The sequence below is a fragment of the Microvirga sp. ACRRW genome (assembly GCF_022346925.1).
In the GTDB taxonomy this organism is placed as follows: Bacteria; Pseudomonadota; Alphaproteobacteria; order Rhizobiales; family Beijerinckiaceae; genus Microvirga.
The window spans coordinates 321714-339936 of sequence record NZ_JAKRNJ010000004.1 but is presented as its reverse complement, the minus strand read 5'-3'; the positions used below and the strand labels follow the sequence as shown (position 1 = coordinate 339936).

15 protein-coding genes are annotated in these 18223 nt (G+C 61.8%); 6 read left to right on the top strand and 9 right to left on the bottom strand.

The window, feature by feature from the left end:
• Positions 1-48 precede the first annotated feature (48 nt).
• Positions 49-666 carry a hypothetical protein gene (locus MHY87_RS11750; RefSeq protein WP_239351948.1) on the top strand — a complete coding sequence of 206 codons (618 nt, stop codon included), beginning with the start codon at positions 49-51 and terminating at the stop codon, positions 664-666.
• Positions 667-676: 10 nt separating this feature from the next.
• Here the strand turns inward: MHY87_RS11750 and MHY87_RS11745 are convergent, their stop codons facing one another.
• Both MHY87_RS11745 and MHY87_RS11740 read right to left on the bottom strand, forming a co-directional pair.
• Positions 677-1564: a YihY/virulence factor BrkB family protein gene (locus MHY87_RS11745; protein WP_370644918.1), complete on the bottom strand. Its 888-nt coding sequence runs from the start codon at positions 1562-1564 to the stop codon at positions 677-679.
• Between the two features lie 219 nt (positions 1565-1783).
• The gene (locus MHY87_RS11740; RefSeq protein ID WP_239351946.1) at positions 1784-3445 is read right to left on the bottom strand and encodes a calcium-binding protein; all 1662 of its coding nucleotides are present in this window, start codon (positions 3443-3445) and stop codon (positions 1784-1786) included.
• Between the two features lie 322 nt (positions 3446-3767).
• On the opposite strand from MHY87_RS11740, the gene MHY87_RS11735 reads away from it, so the two are divergent.
• On the top strand, positions 3768-4634 hold the full coding sequence (locus MHY87_RS11735; protein ID WP_239351944.1) for a DMT family transporter: 867 nt from the start codon (positions 3768-3770) through the stop codon (positions 4632-4634).
• A gap of 53 nt (positions 4635-4687) precedes the next feature.
• On the opposite strand, the gene MHY87_RS11730 is transcribed toward MHY87_RS11735, so the two are convergent.
• The 4 genes from MHY87_RS11730 to MHY87_RS11715 form a co-directional block, all read right to left on the bottom strand.
• On the bottom strand, positions 4688-4855 hold the full coding sequence (locus MHY87_RS11730) for a hypothetical protein (protein WP_239351942.1): 168 nt from the start codon (positions 4853-4855) through the stop codon (positions 4688-4690).
• Positions 4856-4973: 118 nt separating this feature from the next.
• Positions 4974-6062, bottom strand: coding sequence for a TRAP transporter substrate-binding protein (locus tag MHY87_RS11725; RefSeq protein WP_239351941.1), 1089 nt, complete (start codon positions 6060-6062; stop codon positions 4974-4976).
• Positions 6063-6242: 180 nt separating this feature from the next.
• Complete coding sequence (locus tag MHY87_RS11720; RefSeq protein WP_239351940.1) at positions 6243-6857, bottom strand: hypothetical protein; 615 nt, start codon at positions 6855-6857, stop codon at positions 6243-6245.
• Between the two features lie 124 nt (positions 6858-6981).
• Positions 6982-7704 carry a DUF4142 domain-containing protein gene (locus MHY87_RS11715; RefSeq protein WP_239351939.1) on the bottom strand — a complete coding sequence of 241 codons (723 nt, stop codon included), beginning with the start codon at positions 7702-7704 and terminating at the stop codon, positions 6982-6984.
• 284 nt (positions 7705-7988) lie between these two features.
• Here MHY87_RS11715 and hpf point away from each other — a divergent pair, with 284 nt between their 5' ends.
• Positions 7989-8393 (top strand): ribosome hibernation-promoting factor, HPF/YfiA family, encoded by a 405-nt coding sequence (gene hpf / locus MHY87_RS11710; RefSeq protein ID WP_239351938.1) that lies wholly within the window; start codon positions 7989-7991, stop codon positions 8391-8393.
• Between the two features lie 66 nt (positions 8394-8459).
• Here the strand turns inward: hpf and clpB are convergent, their stop codons facing one another.
• Entirely contained in the window at positions 8460-11084 is a 2625-nt protein-coding gene (gene clpB / locus MHY87_RS11705; RefSeq protein WP_239352268.1) for an ATP-dependent chaperone ClpB, read from the bottom strand.
• Positions 11085-11395: 311 nt separating this feature from the next.
• On the opposite strand from clpB, the gene MHY87_RS11700 reads away from it, so the two are divergent.
• From MHY87_RS11700 to MHY87_RS11690, 3 genes are all read left to right on the top strand, one after another.
• Complete coding sequence (locus MHY87_RS11700) at positions 11396-11719, top strand: hypothetical protein (protein ID WP_239351937.1); 324 nt, start codon at positions 11396-11398, stop codon at positions 11717-11719.
• Positions 11720-11725: 6 nt separating this feature from the next.
• Positions 11726-11995, top strand: coding sequence for a hypothetical protein (locus MHY87_RS11695; protein WP_239351936.1), 270 nt, complete (start codon positions 11726-11728; stop codon positions 11993-11995).
• Between the two features lie 88 nt (positions 11996-12083).
• On the top strand, positions 12084-12866 hold the full coding sequence (locus tag MHY87_RS11690) for an MOSC domain-containing protein (RefSeq protein WP_239351935.1): 783 nt from the start codon (positions 12084-12086) through the stop codon (positions 12864-12866).
• Between the two features lie 75 nt (positions 12867-12941).
• On the opposite strand, the gene MHY87_RS11685 is transcribed toward MHY87_RS11690, so the two are convergent.
• Positions 12942-16868 carry a calcium-binding protein gene (locus MHY87_RS11685; RefSeq protein WP_239351934.1) on the bottom strand — a complete coding sequence of 1309 codons (3927 nt, stop codon included), beginning with the start codon at positions 16866-16868 and terminating at the stop codon, positions 12942-12944.
• Positions 16869-17008: 140 nt separating this feature from the next.
• Positions 17009-17920 carry a DUF4167 domain-containing protein gene (locus tag MHY87_RS11680; RefSeq protein ID WP_239351932.1) on the bottom strand — a complete coding sequence of 304 codons (912 nt, stop codon included), beginning with the start codon at positions 17918-17920 and terminating at the stop codon, positions 17009-17011.
• Positions 17921-18223: the final 303 nt, after the last annotated feature.

Genomic DNA, 18223 nt, shown 5'->3' with positions numbered 1-18223 from the left:
TGCTCTTCGGCTTATGCGCTTGAGGATGGAGCCGGGAGCGCGGCCGATATGCAGGTTTGGCGGATCGAGGATGTCGCCGCGCGGCGCGCTGGCAATCCCAAAGCAGCCTATTCCCTGAACCGCATGCAAACATGGACGAACGGACTCGCCGCATCGAAGACGCCGACTTTCGCGGCTTCCGATTCCGACAGGACGGTTGGTGCGAAGATGCAGCCTTTCCAGGACTGGAATTTCATGGTCGGCACGGAACTCACCAGAAGCAGCGGTGAAAGCCGCTTCCTGTCCTCGAAAGCCATGTGGGAATCGTCATGGTCGCAGGATGTGAAGAGGTTGGGTGGCGTTGAAATCGGCCTCTCGACAGCGGGCTCCATCGACAATGCGCAAACCGATTATTTTCAGTCGCTCAGCGGAAGGTTGAACGTGCCGTTGGATCTGCCCTTGAGCGCATGGGAAACGAAGCTCCGTTTCTCGCCCAACGTGAGCATGGACGTGTCCAACGGAGCGCTCAGTTCGAGCCTTACGTCTGAATTCTTAGGCCAGACGGTTCTTGGCTCGGACGCCGCGTTCCAATCGACCCTCAACGTCTCCGTCGGATACAACTTGACGCCGGATATGCGGCCTGCGGGATTGGCAAAGCTGGAGTTGAGGGTTTCGCCGAAGCTCTGAATCCAGCCCCTCAAGGAAGCGTGATCACATCCGCCATGTTGGGCTGCGGCTCCTGACCGAGTCTTCTTTGCTTGGCGGCAAGAATGGTGCCGTTCAGCTCTCCGCCGAACAGGAAAATCGCGCCTAGGGTGTAGAGAAAGATCAGCGCCACCATTGCCGTGGCAAGGCTGCCATAGGTCGAGGCATAGGCGCCCGGATAATAATCGAGATACCAGCTGAAACCGAAGCCGCCGAGAAGCCACAGGAACAGGGTGACGCTCACCCCTGGCACCACCGAGCGGAAAGTACGGCGTCCCGACGGGACGAGCTTATGGGCGAACATGAGGCCCGCCACGATGATGAGGGTTGCCACGCCTATCCTCAGGAAGCCGACAAGCGCATCGAAGGGTTGCAGGGCCGGAACCCATCGCAGGATGCCGCGCCAGATGAAGGGGCCTAGGACCACGAGCAGGGCCATGGCCATGAGCACGAAGGCGCCGCCGATCACGAAGGCAATGGATTCGAGCCGCGTCAGCCACCACGCGCGGGTCTCGCGCACGTTGTAGGCGCGGTTGAGGCCTACCCTGAGACTCTCCACGCCGCTCGATGCGAAATAGAGGGTAAGCACCACGCCCAATGTCAGCACGTCGCTGCGCCGTCCGGTCAGGATGGTGTGGATTTCCCCGGCGATGGGCCCCGCGATCTCCTGCGGCCACGCTTCGAGAATGAGGTCGGCCACTTCATCCGCGAGCGTCCCAGTGCCGAACACGCTCGCGAGCGCCGTCACCAGGATCAGGAAAGGGAAGAAGGAGGTCAGCACCGACAATGCGATATGGCTCGCGATCGCCCAGGCATCGTGCAGCACGAAGCGGTTCATGGTGATCATGAGCAATTCGAAAGTGAGGCGCAGGCGTTTCAGCAAAAGGAGCTCCAGGCTGCTGGAGATGGTGCGGCGAGAGGACGGACAAGGCAAGAACCAAAGGCAAGAACCACTTGGCAAGAACCACTTGGCAAATACCACCCGGTCCCAACCTTGGCGGGAGCCTTGTCCCAATCATTCTTAAACGGCAACGCTACCATTCGTTCCCATAAAAAAGGCCTCCCGAAGGAGGCCTTTCGTCGTTGGACTGCAAGTCACTTAGAAGACGAGGAAGTCGGCGTGGGTCATCTTGAGGCCCTTTTCGAGCTGGGCGATCTTGACCAAGCCGTACTTCTTGCCCGAGCCGTCGGCATCGTAGGAGAGCGCGCCGGTCTTGTTGTTGTAGACAAGGTAGTCGTTCTTGTCCTTGGCCTTGTCGCCGATCTTGAAGAACGACTTGTTCAGCTTGCCCGTCTTGGTCAGCTTGGTGAAGATCGCATTCTCCAGGCGGATCGTGTCGTCCTTGACCACGAAGTCCTTGATCGTGTCGACGTTCTTGCTCTTGTGCAAAGCCGTGCTGAACACGAACGCGTCCTTGCCGGTGCCACCGTAGAGCACGTCGTTGCCGAGCCCGCCATCGATGACGTCGTTGCCGCCATTGCCCTTGATGGTGTTCTTGCCCGCGTTGCCGATGATGGTGTTGGACGAGCCATTGCCGGAGAGCGTGATCGCGCTCGAGCCTTCGCCGATCAGCTTCTCGACGTAGTTGCTGATGGTGTAGCTGACCTTGGAATAGATCGTGTCGGTGCCCTGGCCGGAGGACTCGATCACTTTATCGGACTTGTGGTTGACGTAGTAGACGTCGTTGCCCTTGCCGCCGACCATGCGGTCGGCTCCACCAGCGCCGTCCAGCGTGTCGTTGCCGTCACCGCCGTTGAGGGTGTTGGCGAACTCGTTGCCGAGGATCGTGTTGTTGAGATTGTTGCCCGTGAGGACAGCAGCGCGATACTGGCCCTGGATCGCAGTGAGTTTTTCCACATTCGCGGTCAGCGTATAGCTGACCTTGGTGTAGACGAGATCCGTACCGGCATTGGCGTCTTCGATGACGAGGTCAACGGCACCAGCGTTATTGTCATCGACGTAGTAGATGTCGTTGCCGCCCTTGCCGGCCATCACGTCGACTGCAGAGCCGCCGTTGACGTGCAGGCCGCCGTCGATCACGTTGTCGGCGTCGTTGCCAGTGAGATTGTCGGCCCATTTCGTGCCGATGATGTTCTCGATGCCGATGAGGATATCGCCCTTGGCGTGGTTCGTTTCCTGAGCGCCGCCCTGCGGCCCCGTCAAGCGGAGGTCGACCGTCACGCCGTAGGAGATGGAGTAATCGTAGCTGACCGTGTCAATGCCCTCGCCGCCATCGATGGTGTCGGCGCCAGTGGAGCCCTGGAGCGTATCGTTGCCCCGACCACCTTCGAGCAAGTTGGCCACGTCCGAACCGATGATCGAGTCGTTGAAGTCGGAACCGATGACGTTCTCGATACCATAAACACGGTCGCCCAAGGCGTCGCCGAGACCGGCTTCGTAGTAGCCGATATTGATCGCGATGGCGCTGGCTGCTGTCTGATAGCTGATCGTGTCGATGCCATCGCCACCCCAGAACGTATCCGCACCGGCGCCGCCGAGGAAGAAGTTATCGCGGCCGTTGCCGTAGAAGGTGTCGTCGAAGCGCGTGCCTTCGATGCCGTTAATCTCAGCGCCATATTCATCGCCAGCGGCCCAGCCTGCACTCGTAACGCTCCCATTGGTCGCGCCAGAGCCTGGGATGACGACCGTCACGGCACCTGGTGCATTACGATAGGAAGCAACATCGAAGGCTCCACCGGTACCCTCGAGGACTTCAGCGCCAGCATTGGCCGTAATGATATTAAGTGTGGGAATTGCCATCGAGGACCCCTGTAATCTCTTGTAGTGTGTGTGTTGCCATTCGGAGGGATGTGAAGCCCTGAGGTGAGCTGAGGCCAGATCAGAGCCCAGGGTTACGAAACTGCGAATCGTCATATACGATATATTCTTACCTATTCGTAACGTTATTTGCTGTGCAAGTTCTTATTTTTCGGGCTTTGCCGCTCAAGTGTGCTTGCGCACATGCTGTCGAAGCAGACCTTTCATGCTTCCGCTCGACAGAAGAGCGCCAGTAGTGGCAGAAGGTCGCGGAGGGTCGTTTACCGCCCCTGGCTATTTTCCCGTTTTTCTTCCGTTCCTTGCCATGACCTCATCCTCTCTCGCCCGTCTCGCGCCGCCGCTTTTCGTGCTCATCTGGGCGACGGGGTTCATCGTCGCGCGGACGGTCGCGCCCTATGCCGATCCGTTGACCTTTCTGCTGGTGCGGTACCTGCTGGCCCTCGCGGTTCTGGGCCTGATCGTCCTGGTAGTCAGGGCGCCCTGGCCGAGAACGAGGCGCGAATGGGGAAATGGGCTCATCGCGGGAGCTCTGCTGCACGGGTGCTATCTCGGCGGGGTGTTCTGGTCGGTGAAGCATGGACTGCCGGCCGGAATCTCCGCGCTGGTCGCAGGCCTTCAGCCGCTGGTGACTGGCGCGCTTGCCGGTCCTCTCTTGGGGGAGGCGGTTTCGCGACGCCGCTGGGCCGGAATCGGGCTGGGCTTCCTGGGCGCGGTTCTCGTGGTCGCTCCCAAGCTCGGGGATGGCGGCGTGCCGGCCTTCCCACTCCTGATCTGCGTGCTGGGCATGCTGTCGATCACCTTCGGCACGATCTGGCAGAAGCGCGCGGGCAGCGCGCAGGATCTGCGCGTGAATGCTTTCGTGCAATATATCGGCGCCGCCGCCGTCACCCTGCCGATGGTTCTGCTGACGGAGGATATGCGGCTCGAATGGACGCTGCCGCTGATCGGCGCCATGGCCTGGGCGGTGCTCGGCCTGTCCATCGGCGCGATCGGTCTGCTGCTGTTCCTGATCCGTCAGGGCGCGGTCGTGGGAGTGGCGACGCTGCTCTATCTCGTGCCGCCGGTTGCGGCCATCATGGCCTTCCTGATGTTCGGGGAGTCGTTAAGCCTGCTGCAAATGGCCGGCATGGCCTGCGCGGCCGTGGGCGTCGCCGTCGCCAGCCGTAGCTAAGCCATGAAAAACCCCAGGCTTCGCGCCTGGGGCTCGCGTTATGAAAACAAAACTTACTTCGTGATCTTCACGGAAACGGGATCGCTCGCCGGGAAGGTTTCTTCCACGCCTTCATCGAGCTTCTTGTCGAGTTCCTTCTTGGAGTTCTCGGGCAGCCTGTCGTCCTTGCGCTCGGGCTTTCCGGCGGACTTGTCCTTGTTGTGCATCTTGTCGTTCTTCATGCGCTGTCTCCTTGAGGCTTGAAAGAGCCCAGTCTGAAGAGACAACGCCGCAATGCGGGCTTCGATCCCGCCAAGGTCGCGAAAAAGGCGACGCTTGCGCGCCGCCTTTCTTGAATCGTTACCGCTGGCCCTGCTGCTGGTTGACGAAATAGTCGAAGGGCAGCTCGGCGATGCGAAACCAGGTCAGCTCCTTCTCGCGGAAGGCGTTCCAGTGGTCGTAGACCTTCTTGAACTTCGCATTGGAGGCCGCGATCTCGTTGTAGAGCTTGTAGGCTTCCTTGTAGCTCTGCTCCATCACATCCCTCGGGAAGGCGCGCAGCTGCGCGCCCTGAGAAACCAGACGGCGGACGGCCTCGGCGTTCTGCGCATCGTACTTCGCCATGCACAGGGCATTCGCCTCGGCGCAGGCCGCTTCCAGAATCGCCTTGTAGTTCGCAGGCAGAGAGTTCCATTTCTCCATGTTCACATAGAGCGAGGGCTGCGCGCTGCCTTCCCAGAAGCCGGGATAGTAATAGTACTTGGCGACCTTCACGAAGCCGAGCTTCTCGTCGTCATAGGGGCCGGAGAACTCCACGGCGTCGAGCGTGCCGCGCTCCAGCGCCGGATAGATGTCGCCAGCCGCGAGAACCTGCGGCACCACGCCGAGCTTCTGCATGATCTGGCCGCCCATGCCGGCGATGCGCATCTTGAGGCCCTGCAGGTCGGCGACGGAAGTCACTTCCTTGCGGAACCAGCCGCCCATCTGTGCGCCGGTCTGGCCCGCGGGGAAGGAGATGACGTTGTAGTCCTTCAGGAATTCCCGCACGAGCTCGAGGCCGCCGCCATAATACATCCATCCATTGTGCTGGCGCACGTTCATGCCCCACGGCGCGGAGGTGTCGAACATGAAGGTGGGGTCCTTGCCGATGTAATAGCTCGACAGGGTATAGCCGCATTCCACGGTGCCGTTCTGCGTGGCGTCGAGCACCTGCAGGCCGCTTACGATTTCGCCTGCGGCGAAGACCTGGAGCTGGAACTTGTTGTCGGTGGCGGCTGCCACGCGCTTGGCCACCATCTCGCCCGCGCCGTAGAGCGTGTCGAGGCTCTTGGGATAGCTCGAGGCCATGCGCCAGCGAATCTCGGGTTGAGACTGCGCGATGGCGGGTGAGGCGACAGCGCCCGCAGCAGCGGCGAGACCTGCGCCTTTGAGAACCTTTCTTCTATCCATGAGAGCTTCCTCGTATCTTTATGTCGCGTGAGCCGTTCGGCTTGAACGATGCATAAAGGGCGAGGCAAAGACTGTCACTCCGCCTTCCGGCTGAGACGCAGTTTTGAAATGATCCATGTAACAAAATCACCTCGGACGCATGATGCTGTCCGAGGTGAGAGAAAGATGATGCGGAAAGAATCAGCGCTCTTCGTTTCCGCCTTTCGACAACGGACGCTGGTGCTGTCCCTCGTCGCCGCGCGCAGAACGTTTCGCGGGCTTCTCATCACCCGTTGAAGATTGCGAACGTCTACCGGATTGGCTCGCGGTGGAATGCCCGCGCACGAGCGTTCCCTTCGTCACATCGACCGCATTGCCGGGTGCCGGAACACGCTTGCGCGAAGCTGCGCCGCCGCTCATGCCCGAAGGCCCCGATCCGCTATCCGTCTGAGCAGAACGCGGCGCAGGGCTCTTGTTCGCGGTTGTCGAAACGCCTTCGGCGATCTCCTCATTGGACAGCGTGAACCCGGCGTCATCGTCTTCCTCTTCCGGCACGTCCTTGAAGGAGCGGAGACCGGCCTTGGAACCGCTGGCGATCCGCCCATCGTCCACATGATCGATGTCGAGATCGGGGTCGAGCTTCTTCGTCGCGCCCATCACGCCAGAGGCTTTCGCCGCTGCGCGCTTGGTGTTGCCGACATCGTTGCGCTGAGTCGGGCCTGCGATGAAATCATCGCCGCCTTCTTCCTGAACCAGTTCGTTCATAACCTCATCGACATCGGGTTCCGGCGGATTGCCGCGCTTGTCTCGCGCCATCGGATATTCCTCTTCTTCGTTTCTGAGGCGGGCTCGAAAGCTGCCCGCGACTCTTGAAAAGCAACGACCTGTTGAAAGAGGCGTTCCGGCCCGCGCTTCTCAAGCAAGCGGGGCCGGAACGGCTTTAGCGGCCAAGTTCCTTCTGCATGGTCTCAAGCAAGGCGATGTGCTCCTTGATCTGTCCGCGCGCGAGCTTGGCGATGTTAGTCATCTCGCGGTTTCCGGAGTTCTTCAGGTAGTCTTCCTGCAGCTTCAGCAACCTCTGATGGCCTTGGATCTGCATGGCCAGATATTCGCGATCCAATGCAGGGCCGGGTTGCGCTTTCGATAAGCGTTCCATGGCGGCGGAATCTTCCTGCGACAGCTCCGGGGCGGTAGAGGCCGACGCCTGAGCGCCTGCGGACGTCGATGCGGTTGCCGCAGGATCTGCGAAGGAGCGCATCACATCGGTCAGGGTGTTCTGCTCGCCGATCTCGAATTCCGCGAATTGCTTCAGGTGCGGATTCTGCGCCTTCGACAAGGCGAAGTTCGATTGCTGAAGCGAGACCGTGCTGAGCGCAAGCGCTTGCTGAATGTACTGGCGGTCAGCCTGCGATTGCTGCTGGCCTTGCGCTGCGGGCACGCTGTTGGCTTGGCCCTGGCGCATGGGCGTCTGCGTGTCCTGCGGCGCGCCGCCCTGCTGCGTGCGCTGCTGACGCTGCTCTGCGCCCTGGCCGAGGGCCTGGTTGGGCTGTGTTTCTGCGGCTTGCGGTGTGACGGGATAGGACGGTGCTTGGTTCTGCTGGGCAAAGGCGGGAAGGGCGAAGGCAACGGCAATGCCGGCAACCATGAGACGGCGAGAGGACATGGACTTCTCCTGAAAGTTTCGTGGTGGCGAACGTTTGCAGGAGGCTTTTGTTCGAGGCGCGGGATTGGAGAAACGCAGCGGAGCCGCGAAAACGATGGCGCTTGAATTCGTAGGGAACGAGCATCTCCGCATGGTCGAGGTTCGCGGAGTACATACTGAGCAGGATACGGCTCAGCTTCGCCGTCTTCGAAAATTCGAGTCGCAATAACTTATGTTGCAATGGCCCGGCAACTATCTAGCATGTGGTCCGTTAGCCCACGAACCTTCACCCAACGGAGGAGCGAATGAGTCTCGAAGGCGCCGAAAACGCGATCCTGGTGCAAAGCTCGAATATCGATCTGGGAGATATGTTTCCCGAATATGCCAGAACCAATATCCGCCAGGTGGCGGGAAAGTATTTCGGAAGGCTGAGCACCGCCTCCGTGCATGTGACCCGCGAGGGAATCAACTACCGGTGTACGGTGAACATCCAGATGGGTGCGTTGAAGACGATGAGCGGCGAGGCGAAGAACAAGGACGTCTATGCCGCGTTTCGTCAGGCCCTGCAGAAGACAGCCAAGCAGCTGCGCCGTTCCAAGCGTGAGCTTCGTGAGGACAAAGCCGAGCGCACCGACAAGGATGCGCTGCTCCGCGAGGGCAATAGGCCGCCTGCTCGCGATGAAGATGAGTTTCGCGCAGCCGCAGAATAATTTGCAGACATGAGAAAGGCCGGGTCACCCCGGCCTTTCTTGTGTTCTCACGCGAGCCTCGCAGTTTCAGTTCAACCGCACACCTTCCGGTGCGCGCTCTTTCGCCTTGGTCACGGTCGCGTCTCCGATGGTCAGGCCCATGGGGCCTGCATGCACCGGCACGGTCTCGCCGTCCTTGATCTCGCCTGCGAGGATCGCCTCTGCGAGCGGATCCTGCACGTTCTTCTGAATCACGCGCTTCAAGGGGCGCGCGCCGTAAGCCGGATCGTAGCCCTTCTCGGCCAGCCATTCGCGTGCACCGTCGTCGAGCTGCAGCGTGATCTTGCGATCGGTAAGCAGCTTCTGCAAACGAGCGAGCTGGATGTCGACGATGGCGCCCATCTCCGAGCGCTTCAGCCGGTGGAACAGGATAATCTCGTCCACGCGGTTGAGGAACTCTGGTCGGAAATGCGCGCGCACCACGCCCATGACTTCATCGCGCACCACGTCGGTATCCTGACCCTCGGGCTGGTTCACCAGATATTCCGAACCTAGGTTCGAGGTCATGATGATGAGCGTGTTGCGGAAGTCCACGGTGCGCCCTTGCCCGTCCGTGAGGCGTCCGTCATCGAGAACCTGCAGCAGCACGTTGAACACGTCCGGATGCGCTTTCTCGATTTCGTCGAACAGCACCACCTGATAGGGCCTGCGGCGAACGGCTTCCGTCAGGGCGCCGCCCTCTTCATAGCCCACATAGCCGGGAGGCGCGCCGATGAGACGGGCGACCGAGTGCTTCTCCATATATTCCGACATGTCGATGCGCACGAGCGCGGTCTCGTCGTCGAAGAGGAACGCGGCGAGAGCCTTGGTCAGCTCCGTCTTGCCGACGCCCGTGGGGCCGAGGAACATGAATGAGCCGATGGGCCTGTTCGGGTCCTGAAGGCCCGCGCGCGCGCGGCGCACGGCGGTCGAGACGGCTTCCACCGCTTCGCGCTGTCCGACGACGCGCTTCGCCAGATCCTGCTCCATGTGCAGCAGTTTTTCGCGCTCGCCTTCCAGCATCTTGTCGACGGGCACGCCGGTCCAGCGGGAGACGACCTGCGCCACGTGGTCGGGCGTCACCGCCTCTTCCATCAGGCCGCCGCCATCGGCTTTCTCTTCCACATCGGCAAGCTGCTTCTCCAGGCCTGGAATGACGCCGTAGGAGAGTTCGCCCGCCTTCGCCCAATCGCCGTTGCGCTGCGCGGAAGCGAGCTGATTGCGTGCGTCTTCGAGCTTCTTCTTCAGGTCGGCGGCAGCGCCGAGCTTGTCCTTCTCCGCTTTCCAGCGTGAGGTGATCGAAGAAGACTTCTCTTCCAGATCCGCCAGTTCCTTGGTGAGACGTTCGAGGCGGTCCTTGGAGGCGACATCCGTCTCCTTCTTCAAGGCTTCCTGCTCGATCTTGAGACGCACGATCTCGCGGTCGATGTTGTCGAGCTCTTCCGGCTTTGAATCGACCTGCATGCGCAGGCGCGATGAGGCCTCATCGACGAGGTCGATGGCCTTGTCGGGAAGGAAGCGATCGGTGATGTAGCGGTTCGAGAGCGTGGCGGCGGCAACGAGCGCGCTGTCGGTGATGCGCACGCCGTGATGCTGCTCGTACTTTTCCTTCAGGCCGCGCAGGATCGACACCGTGTCTTCCACGGTGGGTTCGCTGACGAAGACCGGCTGGAAGCGACGGGCGAGCGCCGCGTCCTTCTCCACATGCTTGCGGTATTCATCCAGAGTGGTCGCGCCGACGCAGTGCAGCTCGCCGCGCGCAAGCGCTGGCTTGAGCAGGTTCGAGGCATCCATCGCGCCATCGGCTTTTCCTGCGCCGACGAGCGTGTGCATCTCGTCGATGAAGAGAATGATGCCGCCTTCCGCCGCCGTCACTTCGCTCAAGACAGCTTTCAGGCGCTCCTCGAACTCGCCGCGATATTTCGCGCCTGCGATCAGCGCACCCATGTCGAGGGCGAGCAGCTGCTTGTCCTTCAAGGATTCGGGCACGTCGCCGTTGACGATGCGAAGGGCCAGGCCTTCGACGATGGCGGTCTTGCCGACGCCGGGCTCCCCGATGAGCACCGGGTTGTTCTTGGTGCGGCGCGAGAGAACCTGGATCGTGCGGCGGATCTCCTCGTCACGGCCGATCACCGGATCGAGCTTGCCTTCGCGGGCAGCCTCGGTGAGGTCGCGGGCATATTTCTTGAGCGCGTCATAGGCGTTCTCCGCCGTCGCATTGTCGGCGGTGCGGCCCTTGCGCAGAGCGTTGATGGCGTTGTTCAGACCCTGCGCGGTAACACCAGCAGCAGCCAGAATTTTTCCGGCCTCGGAATCCTTCTCGACGGCCAGCGCCAGCAGCATCCGCTCGACGGTGACGTAAGAATCACCTGCCTTTTCGGCGGCTTTCTCGGCGGTGTCGAAGAAGCGCATCAGGTCGCGCGTCGCCTGCGGCTGCGCGGCGGAACCGGAGACTTTCGGCTGCTTGGCGAGCCATTGCTCGACAGCTGCGTGCGCATCGCGCGAGCGTCCGCCCGCGCGGTCGATGAGACTGGCGCAGAGACCTTCGGGGTCGTCGAGCAGAACTTTTAGGACATGGCCGGGGGAGAGCTGCGGGTGTCCTTCCCGCATGGCCAGATTTTGCGCAGCCTGAACGAAACCCCGGGCGCGCTCGGTGTATTTTTCGAAATCCATCATGTCATCCCTTCTTAAGCCGTCCTGCCCTCTTCGAGGCGCAAGCTGGCCCAGTGATGTCGGACCTTCATCAGGAAGCATCCGTCTAAGCATCGGACCCAAAAGTGGATTTGCACTTTTGGGGCCCATCCGATGCTTCTTCTTAACTTGAGCATCGTTCTTGCGGAAAACCGGGTCCACTTTTCCGCACGATGCTCAGGCTTAAGGTGGGGGCATGGCGGCAGGACGACAAGAGGGGGGCGGAAGGGGAACCCCGATCAGGCCCTCGCATTGACCCAGCAAGTGATTTCCATGGATTCAAGGAGGCCTCCATGCCGCGCGATCCGCGCTCTGATTCCGAGAAAGCCCGCGCCGATCTGGCGCGCAATGCCGAGCTTGGCTTGGCCGTATCCGAAAGCCCCGCGGAAGAGCAGCCTTCCGTCACGCCCCGCACCTTCGGCGATACCAGCGAGAGCGGGCGCGTGCTCCAGAACGGAGAGGGTGTGAAGAGCACCGAGGATGGTGGCGACATCGGCGATTCCACCGGCACCATGAAAACGTCCCGAGATATTCCGGAGAACCGCCGGAACGTCGAAACCCCGCCCACCCATCGCAGCGACCGGAGCGATGGCGTGCTTTCGCGAGCAAAGGAGTAAATCATCATGGTATTTTCCGATTTTCTGTCCCGTTTCCGGCCCAAGAAGCGCAAGGCCGAACAGGCCCGTCAGGAGCTGATGGCCAATGCCGAGAAGGCTTTGCGCATGAAGCAGGAGGCCGGGCCTCAGGCGAACATCCCCGAGCATCAGACGGCTCATGAGGGCATGCAGCAGGATCCGCATCAGGTCGAGATCGACAGCACGGGCGGCCGCGAGGCCGGCTTCACGCCACAGCTGAAGCGCTCGAAGGTGGCCCGCTCGGGCGATGCTTCATAAAAATCCGAGTGCAGATGTCAGGTGAGAGAGCCCTGCCGTTTCCCGGTGGGGCTTTTCTCTTGGAAAGCCATGCCTTACCGAAGGAGGCATGAGCATCCGCATCGCCTCTCTCCAACGCTATCCCGTGAAGGGCCTCTCACCCGAGACCCTGGAAACCGCCGCCCTCGGCAAGGGCGGGTACTTTCCGGGCGACCGGCTTTTCGCCATCGAGAACGGCCCCGCGGGCTTCGAGCCGGAAAATCCGCAGCATCAGCCCAAGATCAAGTTTCTCATGCTCATGCGCAACGAGGGCCTGGCGCGGCTGAAGACCCGCTATGTCGACAGCATCACGACGCTCTTCATCGAAGACGGCGGGCGCGAGGTGGCGCGCGGCGATCTCTCGACGGAGCAGGGGCGGCTTGCCATCGAGGCCTTCTTCCGCCGCTTCATGCCGAAAGAGCTGCGCGGAGCGCCGAAGGTGCTCACCGCGCCGGACGGTTTCCGCTTCACCGATTCACGGCGGGGCTATGTCTCGCTCATCAATCTCGCCAGCGTGCGCCAGCTCGAGAACGTCATTGGTGCTCCTGTCGATCCGCTGCGCTTTCGCGGCAATATCCACATCGACGGGCTGGAGCCCTGGGCCGAGTTCGACCTCGTGGGGCAGGTGCTGACTACCGCGTCCGGGGTGCGGCTGAAGGTGACGAAGCGCATCGAGCGCTGCGCTGCTACCAATGTCGACCCCGACACCGGCATCCGCGATCTCCAGATCCCGAGAAGCCTCATGCAAGCCTATGGCCATTTCGATTGCGGCATCTATGCCGAGGTCGTGAGTGGCGGCAGCATCGCGGTCGGCGATCACTTCGAGACGGAGCAGGCGAGCTTGGTTTTCTAGAGCATCGGACGTGGACGCGAATTCACGTCCGATGCTTGAAGCGGCTGATCCGCTTCGACCGGAAACGCTTCGTCTTTATAGTATGATGTTCCCGCCATACGTGGAATCCCAGACGATGCCCTTTCCGACTGTGATCGCGAAAGTGGCCGCGACGAGAGTGCCTTCGGCTCCGACGAAACCGTAAAGAACGCCGCTTGTCGTGTGATAATAAAGCGTACCGGCGCTCTTCTGGATGGGGGCAGCCGTGCCGCTAGCGATCATGCTGAAAGCTTGATCCCCTGCTATTGTGGTGAACGCATCGATTCCGGACAGATCGAGCACGTCCAGGCTCGTGTTGTCGACGCCCCCGGCTCGCTTGAAGTCGAAATCGTGAATGACGGCGCTGAGCGCCGGGTCGCTACTCAGGTAGTCCAAGTTCCAGAAGGAGAACGTGTCGCGGCCGAGCCCGCCCCACATTTGCTGGGCACTCCCGCTGCTCAGGAGCAGGTCGTCGCCGCTGCCGCCATCGAACAGGCTCCCGTTGCCGCCGGAGAGGGTATCGCTGCCGCCATAGCCGAAGATGGTGTCGGCGCCGCCCATGCCTTGGAGTCGATTGCTCGCGGCATTCCCGGTCAGGACATTATTGAGACCGTTGCCGGTGCCGTTCCGAGCGCTTTCGATCAGGGTGAGATTCTCAATGTCGGGCCTGCTGGCGAGGCTGTAGTCGATCGAAGTCACGATCGTATCGGTTCCGCCGCCGTCTGTTTCGTCAACGATGTCGTTCACGCTGTCGACGATGTAGGTGTCGTTGCCAGAGCCGCCGGCGAGAGCGTCGTCGCCTGTGCCGCCGTCGAGGGTGTCGTCACCCGCTCCGCCGATGAGATTGTCTGAGTAGGAGCCGCCATAGAGGCTGTCATTGCCGTCGCCGCCGTCGAGATGGTCCACGCCGCTGGCGGCGATGAGGGTGTCGTTGCCCGCGAGGCCATAGGCTGTGATGCTGCCAATGTGAGCAACCTCGATCCAGTTGTCGAGATCGTTGCCATGCACCTTTGACGCATTATAGGCGACAAGATTTTCGACGCCTTCGCCGAGCGTATAGGTTGAGGAGTTCCAGAGGTGAATCGTGTCGATCCCGCCGTCCGGGGCTTCGATGACCGTATCGCCAGCAGCGTCGACGAGGTAGACGTCGTCGCCCGCGCCGCCCTCGAGCCGGTCATTGCCGGTTCCGCCATCGAGTGTGTCGTCGCCCGCGCCGCCGACAAGCGTGTTGTTGCCCGCGTTGCCGGTGATCCGGTTGGCGAGCGCGTTGCCGGTGCCGGAGAGCGCCGCGCCGAGGAGCACGAGATTCTCGACCTCCGTACTGAGCGTGTAATCGACCGAGGAGCGAACCGTATCGGTTCCGCCGCCGCCGGCCTCGATCACCAGGTCGCCCGCATCGTCGATCTCGTATGTGTCGTCGCCCGCGCCGCCGGCGAGAACATCCGCGCCCACTCCGCCATTGAGCAGGTCGTCGCCGCCACCGCCAAGAAGTGAATCCGTTCCGATGCCGCCCAGAAGCGTGTCTTCGCCTTCGCCGCCGTCGAGCGTGTCGTCTCCAATGCCGCCATCTAGAGCGTTGTTGTTCGCATTGCCGGTGATCCGGTTGGCGAGAGCGTTACCGGTGCCGGTGAGCGCCGCGCCCAAGAGAACGAGGTTCTCGAAGTTATCGCCGAGCGTGTAGCTGATCTTTGCTTGGATCGTGTCGGTTCCGTCGTCGGGGTCTTCGAAGGGCGTGTCGTATATGCTGTCGACGATGTAGACGTCGTTGCCGGAGGCGCCGACGAGAACGTCGTCACCTTCGCCGCCGTCGAGCGTATCGTCTCCCATGTCGCCGGTGAGCCAATTGTCCTGGGCGTTCCCAGTGATGGCGTTGTCGAGGACGTTGCCGTTGCCACGGGTGGCGGCTCCAAGCAGCACCAAGTTCTCGAGGCCGTCGCCCAGCGTGTAGTTCTTGAGTGCCGTCCGCACCGTATCCGTGCCGCCGCCTGGGGCTTCGATCACCACGTCGCCGGCATCCTCGACCTCGTAAGTATCATTGCCCGCGCCGCCTTCGAGGGTGTCGTTGCCTGCGCCGCCGATGAGCGTATTGTCGCCCGCGTTGCCGGTGATCCGGTTGGCGAGACCGTTGCCGGTGCCAGTGAGTGCCGCGCCGAGGAGTACGAGATTCTCGATGTCATCGCCGAGCGTGTAGTCGATCTTTGCCTGAACCGTGTCGGTTCCGCCGCCGGGAGCTTCGACGACGATGTCGCCTGCGCTATCGACGATGTAGACGTCGTTGCCCTCCCCACCGATGAGGCTATCGTTGCCGGTGCCGCCATCGAGGGTATCGTTACCGGCTTCGCCGTTGAGGCTATTGTCGAGAGCATTGCCGGTGATCGCGTTGTCGAGATTGTTGCCCGTGCCGGAGACAGCGGCATCGAACAGAACCAGGTTCTCGATATGAGCGCTCAGCGTATAGTTGATTGAGGCGCGAACCGTATCGTTTCCGCTGTGTTCTTCTTCTGCCACCACCATGTCGCCGACGTCGTCGACAACATATGTATCATTGCCGAAGCCTCCGGCGAGAGTATCGGCGCCGATGCCGCCGTCGAGCGTGTCGTTGCCAAGATCGCTTTGGAGCCGATCTCTTCCCGTGCCACCGAGAAGAAGGTCGTTTGCGACACCGCTTTCGAGAGTGTCGTTGCCGTCACCACCCATGAGGGTGCTGTCGAGAAGGTAATTGCCTGCGATCCGATTATCGAGATTGTTGCCGGTGCCGATAACGGCGGCGCCCCTCAGGCCCAGGTTCTCGACATGGGCAGCCAGCGTGTGGTTCACCAGCGCATCCACCTTGTCCATCCCACCGTCTTCGGTCTCGATCACCACATCGCCCGCATCGTCGACAACATATGTGTCGTGACCGGAGCCCCCGATGAGACTATCGGCGCCGGAACCTCCGATGAGGACGTCGTCAAGGGCGCCGCCGTCGAGAGTGTCATTGCCACCCCCGCCCGTGAGGGTGTTATTGCCGGCAGTACCGGTGATCCGGTTGTTGAGATCGTTGCCGTCGCCGGAGAAGGCGAAGTCGAGCAGGACCAGATGCTCGACATGGGCGCTCAGCGTGTAGTTTGTCCGGGCATAGACCGTGTCGGTTCCCCCGCCCTCGGCTTCGACGATCGCGTCGGCGATATGGTCGACAATGTATGTGTCATTGCCTGCGCCGCCGATAAGGCTGTCCACGCCCGTTCCGCCGTCGAGCACGTCGTCGCCGGCACCGCCATCGAGAGTGTCGTTGCCCGCCGCACCGTCGAGCTGGTTGGCCAGCGCATTGCCGGTGATCCGGTTGGCGAGAGTGTTGCCGGTGCCGAACAGGGCACGGCCGGTGAGGATCAGGTGCTCCACATGAGAACTCAGGGTATAGTTCACCGAAGCCTGCACCGTGTCGGTGCCCTGGCCCGCCTTCTCGGTGATGAGGTCCTTGGCGTTGTCGACGATGTAGGTGTCGTTGCCCTTGCCGCCGATAAGCTTGTCGGCGCCGGCCTTGCCGTCGAGAGTGTTGTGGCCGTTATTGCCCGTGATGACATTGGCGAGGCTGTTGCCGGTACCTTTGAGCGCCTTGCTGCCAGTGAGAGTCAGGTTCTCAACCTGCGAGCCCAGGGTCCAATTGACGGAGGCCTTGACCAGGTCGGTACCACCCTTGGCGCGCTCGATCACCTGATCGCGGACGTTATCGACGATATAAGTGTCGTTGCCGCTGCCGCCGATCATGCGATCACGGCCCTTGCGTCCGTCGAGAAAGTCATTGCCGCCAAGCCCCGAGAGCACATCATTGCCTGCGGTGCCGATCAGGCTGTCTTTCCCAGGCGTTCCCGTGATGGCCGAGGAAGCCGCCAGGGACGCCGCCGCGCTTGGGAGAGTGCCTTCGCCCAAAGCGAGCGGATCGAACAGGGCCTCCCGCTTCCGATTCAAGGCAGAGGCGAGAGCAATCGAGCGCGGCTTGGCCATGGCGTATCCAATCGAGGGAGAAGCGTGGCCATTAACATATGTTACATCTTAACAGGCATCAATTCCTCTGGCGTCTTTGCGCAAGGACATAAAAAAGGAGGGCCAAGGCCCTCCTTCATCTTGATTCCAGCTCAGCGGCCTTACTCGGCGGCGGGCGTTTCCACGTCCGGCGTGAAGCTGCCGGCCTCGTCGGTGCCGCCTTCGACCACATCGCGGCGGGTGCGGCGGGGGGCGCGACGGCGGGGACGCTCATCATTGGCCTCGGCGCCGAAATCCAAGGTCGGGGCAGCGCCCTGATCCTCGGTGGCGGCAGGAGCGGAGCGCACCGGGTTCGTCAGGAAAGCCGGCAGGCCACCTGCATCGGCGGTGTCGGCTTCCTCGCGGGGGCGACGGTCTCGCTGGAAGCGCTCGCGGCGCTCACCACGCTCGGGGCGGTCCTGACGATCGCCACGCTCAGGACGCTCACCGCGATCCTGACGCTCGAAGCGGGCAGGGCGCTCGCCCTCGCCGGCCTGATCGTCACGCTGGAAGTCCTGGCGGTCCTGGCGCGGGCCGCGATCACGCTGGAAGCGCTCGCGGCGGTCGCCACGATCACCGCGTTCTTGGCGCTCGCCACGGTCCTGACGGTCTCCGCGGTCGAAGCGGGGAGGGCGCTCGTTCTCGCCGCGTGACTCGTAAGGCTGCGGCTGGGAGCCGAGGTCGCCATCCTCGCCACCGGCGCCGGTACGCTCGAAGCTCGGGCGCTCGCCCTGGCCGAAGCCCTCTTCGTCGCCTTCGTCGTCGAAGCGCTGCTGATAGCCGTACTGCTCACGCAGCTGCTCCTGAGCGGCGGCGATGATGCGGTAATAATGCTCGGCGTGCTGGAAATAGTTTTCCGCTGCCACCGGGTCGCCGCTTGCCTGCGCGTCGCGGGCGAGCTGGCTGTATTTCTCGGCGATATGCTGAGCCGTGCCGCGGATCTTTACGTCCGGGCCGTTCGACTCATAGCTCTTGGTCAAGGGATTGGGACCCTTGTTACCACCACCATTGTTGCGGTTGTTACGACCGCGCATACGCCTGTTTTGTCCTGGTCTCATTTTTGCTCTACGAGCCTCGCTGGTTCTTCAAACCCACGCGATGTGCAGCCAATATTCACCGAACGGGCTTAATGCCCACCGTTCGCGTGGCAAACCGCCTGTTGTTCAGCCAAGACGCCCATGAGGTGCCTGACTATCCTTCAGTATCGGGTTCAGATGATCGCGCACGGCTGTTCAATTGCCCCTGCCTGCGCGATGGATATCGTTTGGTCCTCCGGCATGCTCCCCCTGGGAACTGCCGTTTTCTTGCGACCGGGGACGATCTCTATGATCGAATCT

Bases quoted from the DNA above. Each gene is read 5' to 3' on its own strand.
- clpB (WP_239352268.1), bottom strand. From the start codon at position 11,084: ATGGATTTCGAAAAATACACCGAGCGCGCCCGGGGTTTCGTTCAGGCT.
- MHY87_RS11715 (WP_239351939.1), bottom strand. From the start codon at position 7,704: ATGTCCTCTCGCCGTCTCATGGTTGCCGGCATTGCCGTTGCCTTCGCC.
- MHY87_RS11750 (WP_239351948.1), top strand. From the start codon at position 49: ATGCAGGTTTGGCGGATCGAGGATGTCGCCGCGCGGCGCGCTGGCAAT.
- MHY87_RS11695 (WP_239351936.1), top strand. From the start codon at position 11,726: ATGGTATTTTCCGATTTTCTGTCCCGTTTCCGGCCCAAGAAGCGCAAG.
- MHY87_RS11700 (WP_239351937.1), top strand. From the start codon at position 11,396: ATGCCGCGCGATCCGCGCTCTGATTCCGAGAAAGCCCGCGCCGATCTG.
- MHY87_RS11735 (WP_239351944.1), top strand. From the start codon at position 3,768: ATGACCTCATCCTCTCTCGCCCGTCTCGCGCCGCCGCTTTTCGTGCTC.
- MHY87_RS11720 (WP_239351940.1), bottom strand. From the start codon at position 6,857: ATGGCGCGAGACAAGCGCGGCAATCCGCCGGAACCCGATGTCGATGAG.
- MHY87_RS11680 (WP_239351932.1), bottom strand. From the start codon at position 17,920: ATGCGCGGTCGTAACAACCGCAACAATGGTGGTGGTAACAAGGGTCCC.
- MHY87_RS11740 (WP_239351946.1), bottom strand. From the start codon at position 3,445: ATGGCAATTCCCACACTTAATATCATTACGGCCAATGCTGGCGCTGAA.
- MHY87_RS11685 (WP_239351934.1), bottom strand. From the start codon at position 16,868: ATGGCCAAGCCGCGCTCGATTGCTCTCGCCTCTGCCTTGAATCGGAAG.
- hpf (WP_239351938.1), top strand. From the start codon at position 7,989: ATGAGTCTCGAAGGCGCCGAAAACGCGATCCTGGTGCAAAGCTCGAAT.
- MHY87_RS11725 (WP_239351941.1), bottom strand. From the start codon at position 6,062: ATGGATAGAAGAAAGGTTCTCAAAGGCGCAGGTCTCGCCGCTGCTGCG.
- MHY87_RS11690 (WP_239351935.1), top strand. From the start codon at position 12,084: ATGAGCATCCGCATCGCCTCTCTCCAACGCTATCCCGTGAAGGGCCTC.
- MHY87_RS11730 (WP_239351942.1), bottom strand. From the start codon at position 4,855: ATGAAGAACGACAAGATGCACAACAAGGACAAGTCCGCCGGAAAGCCC.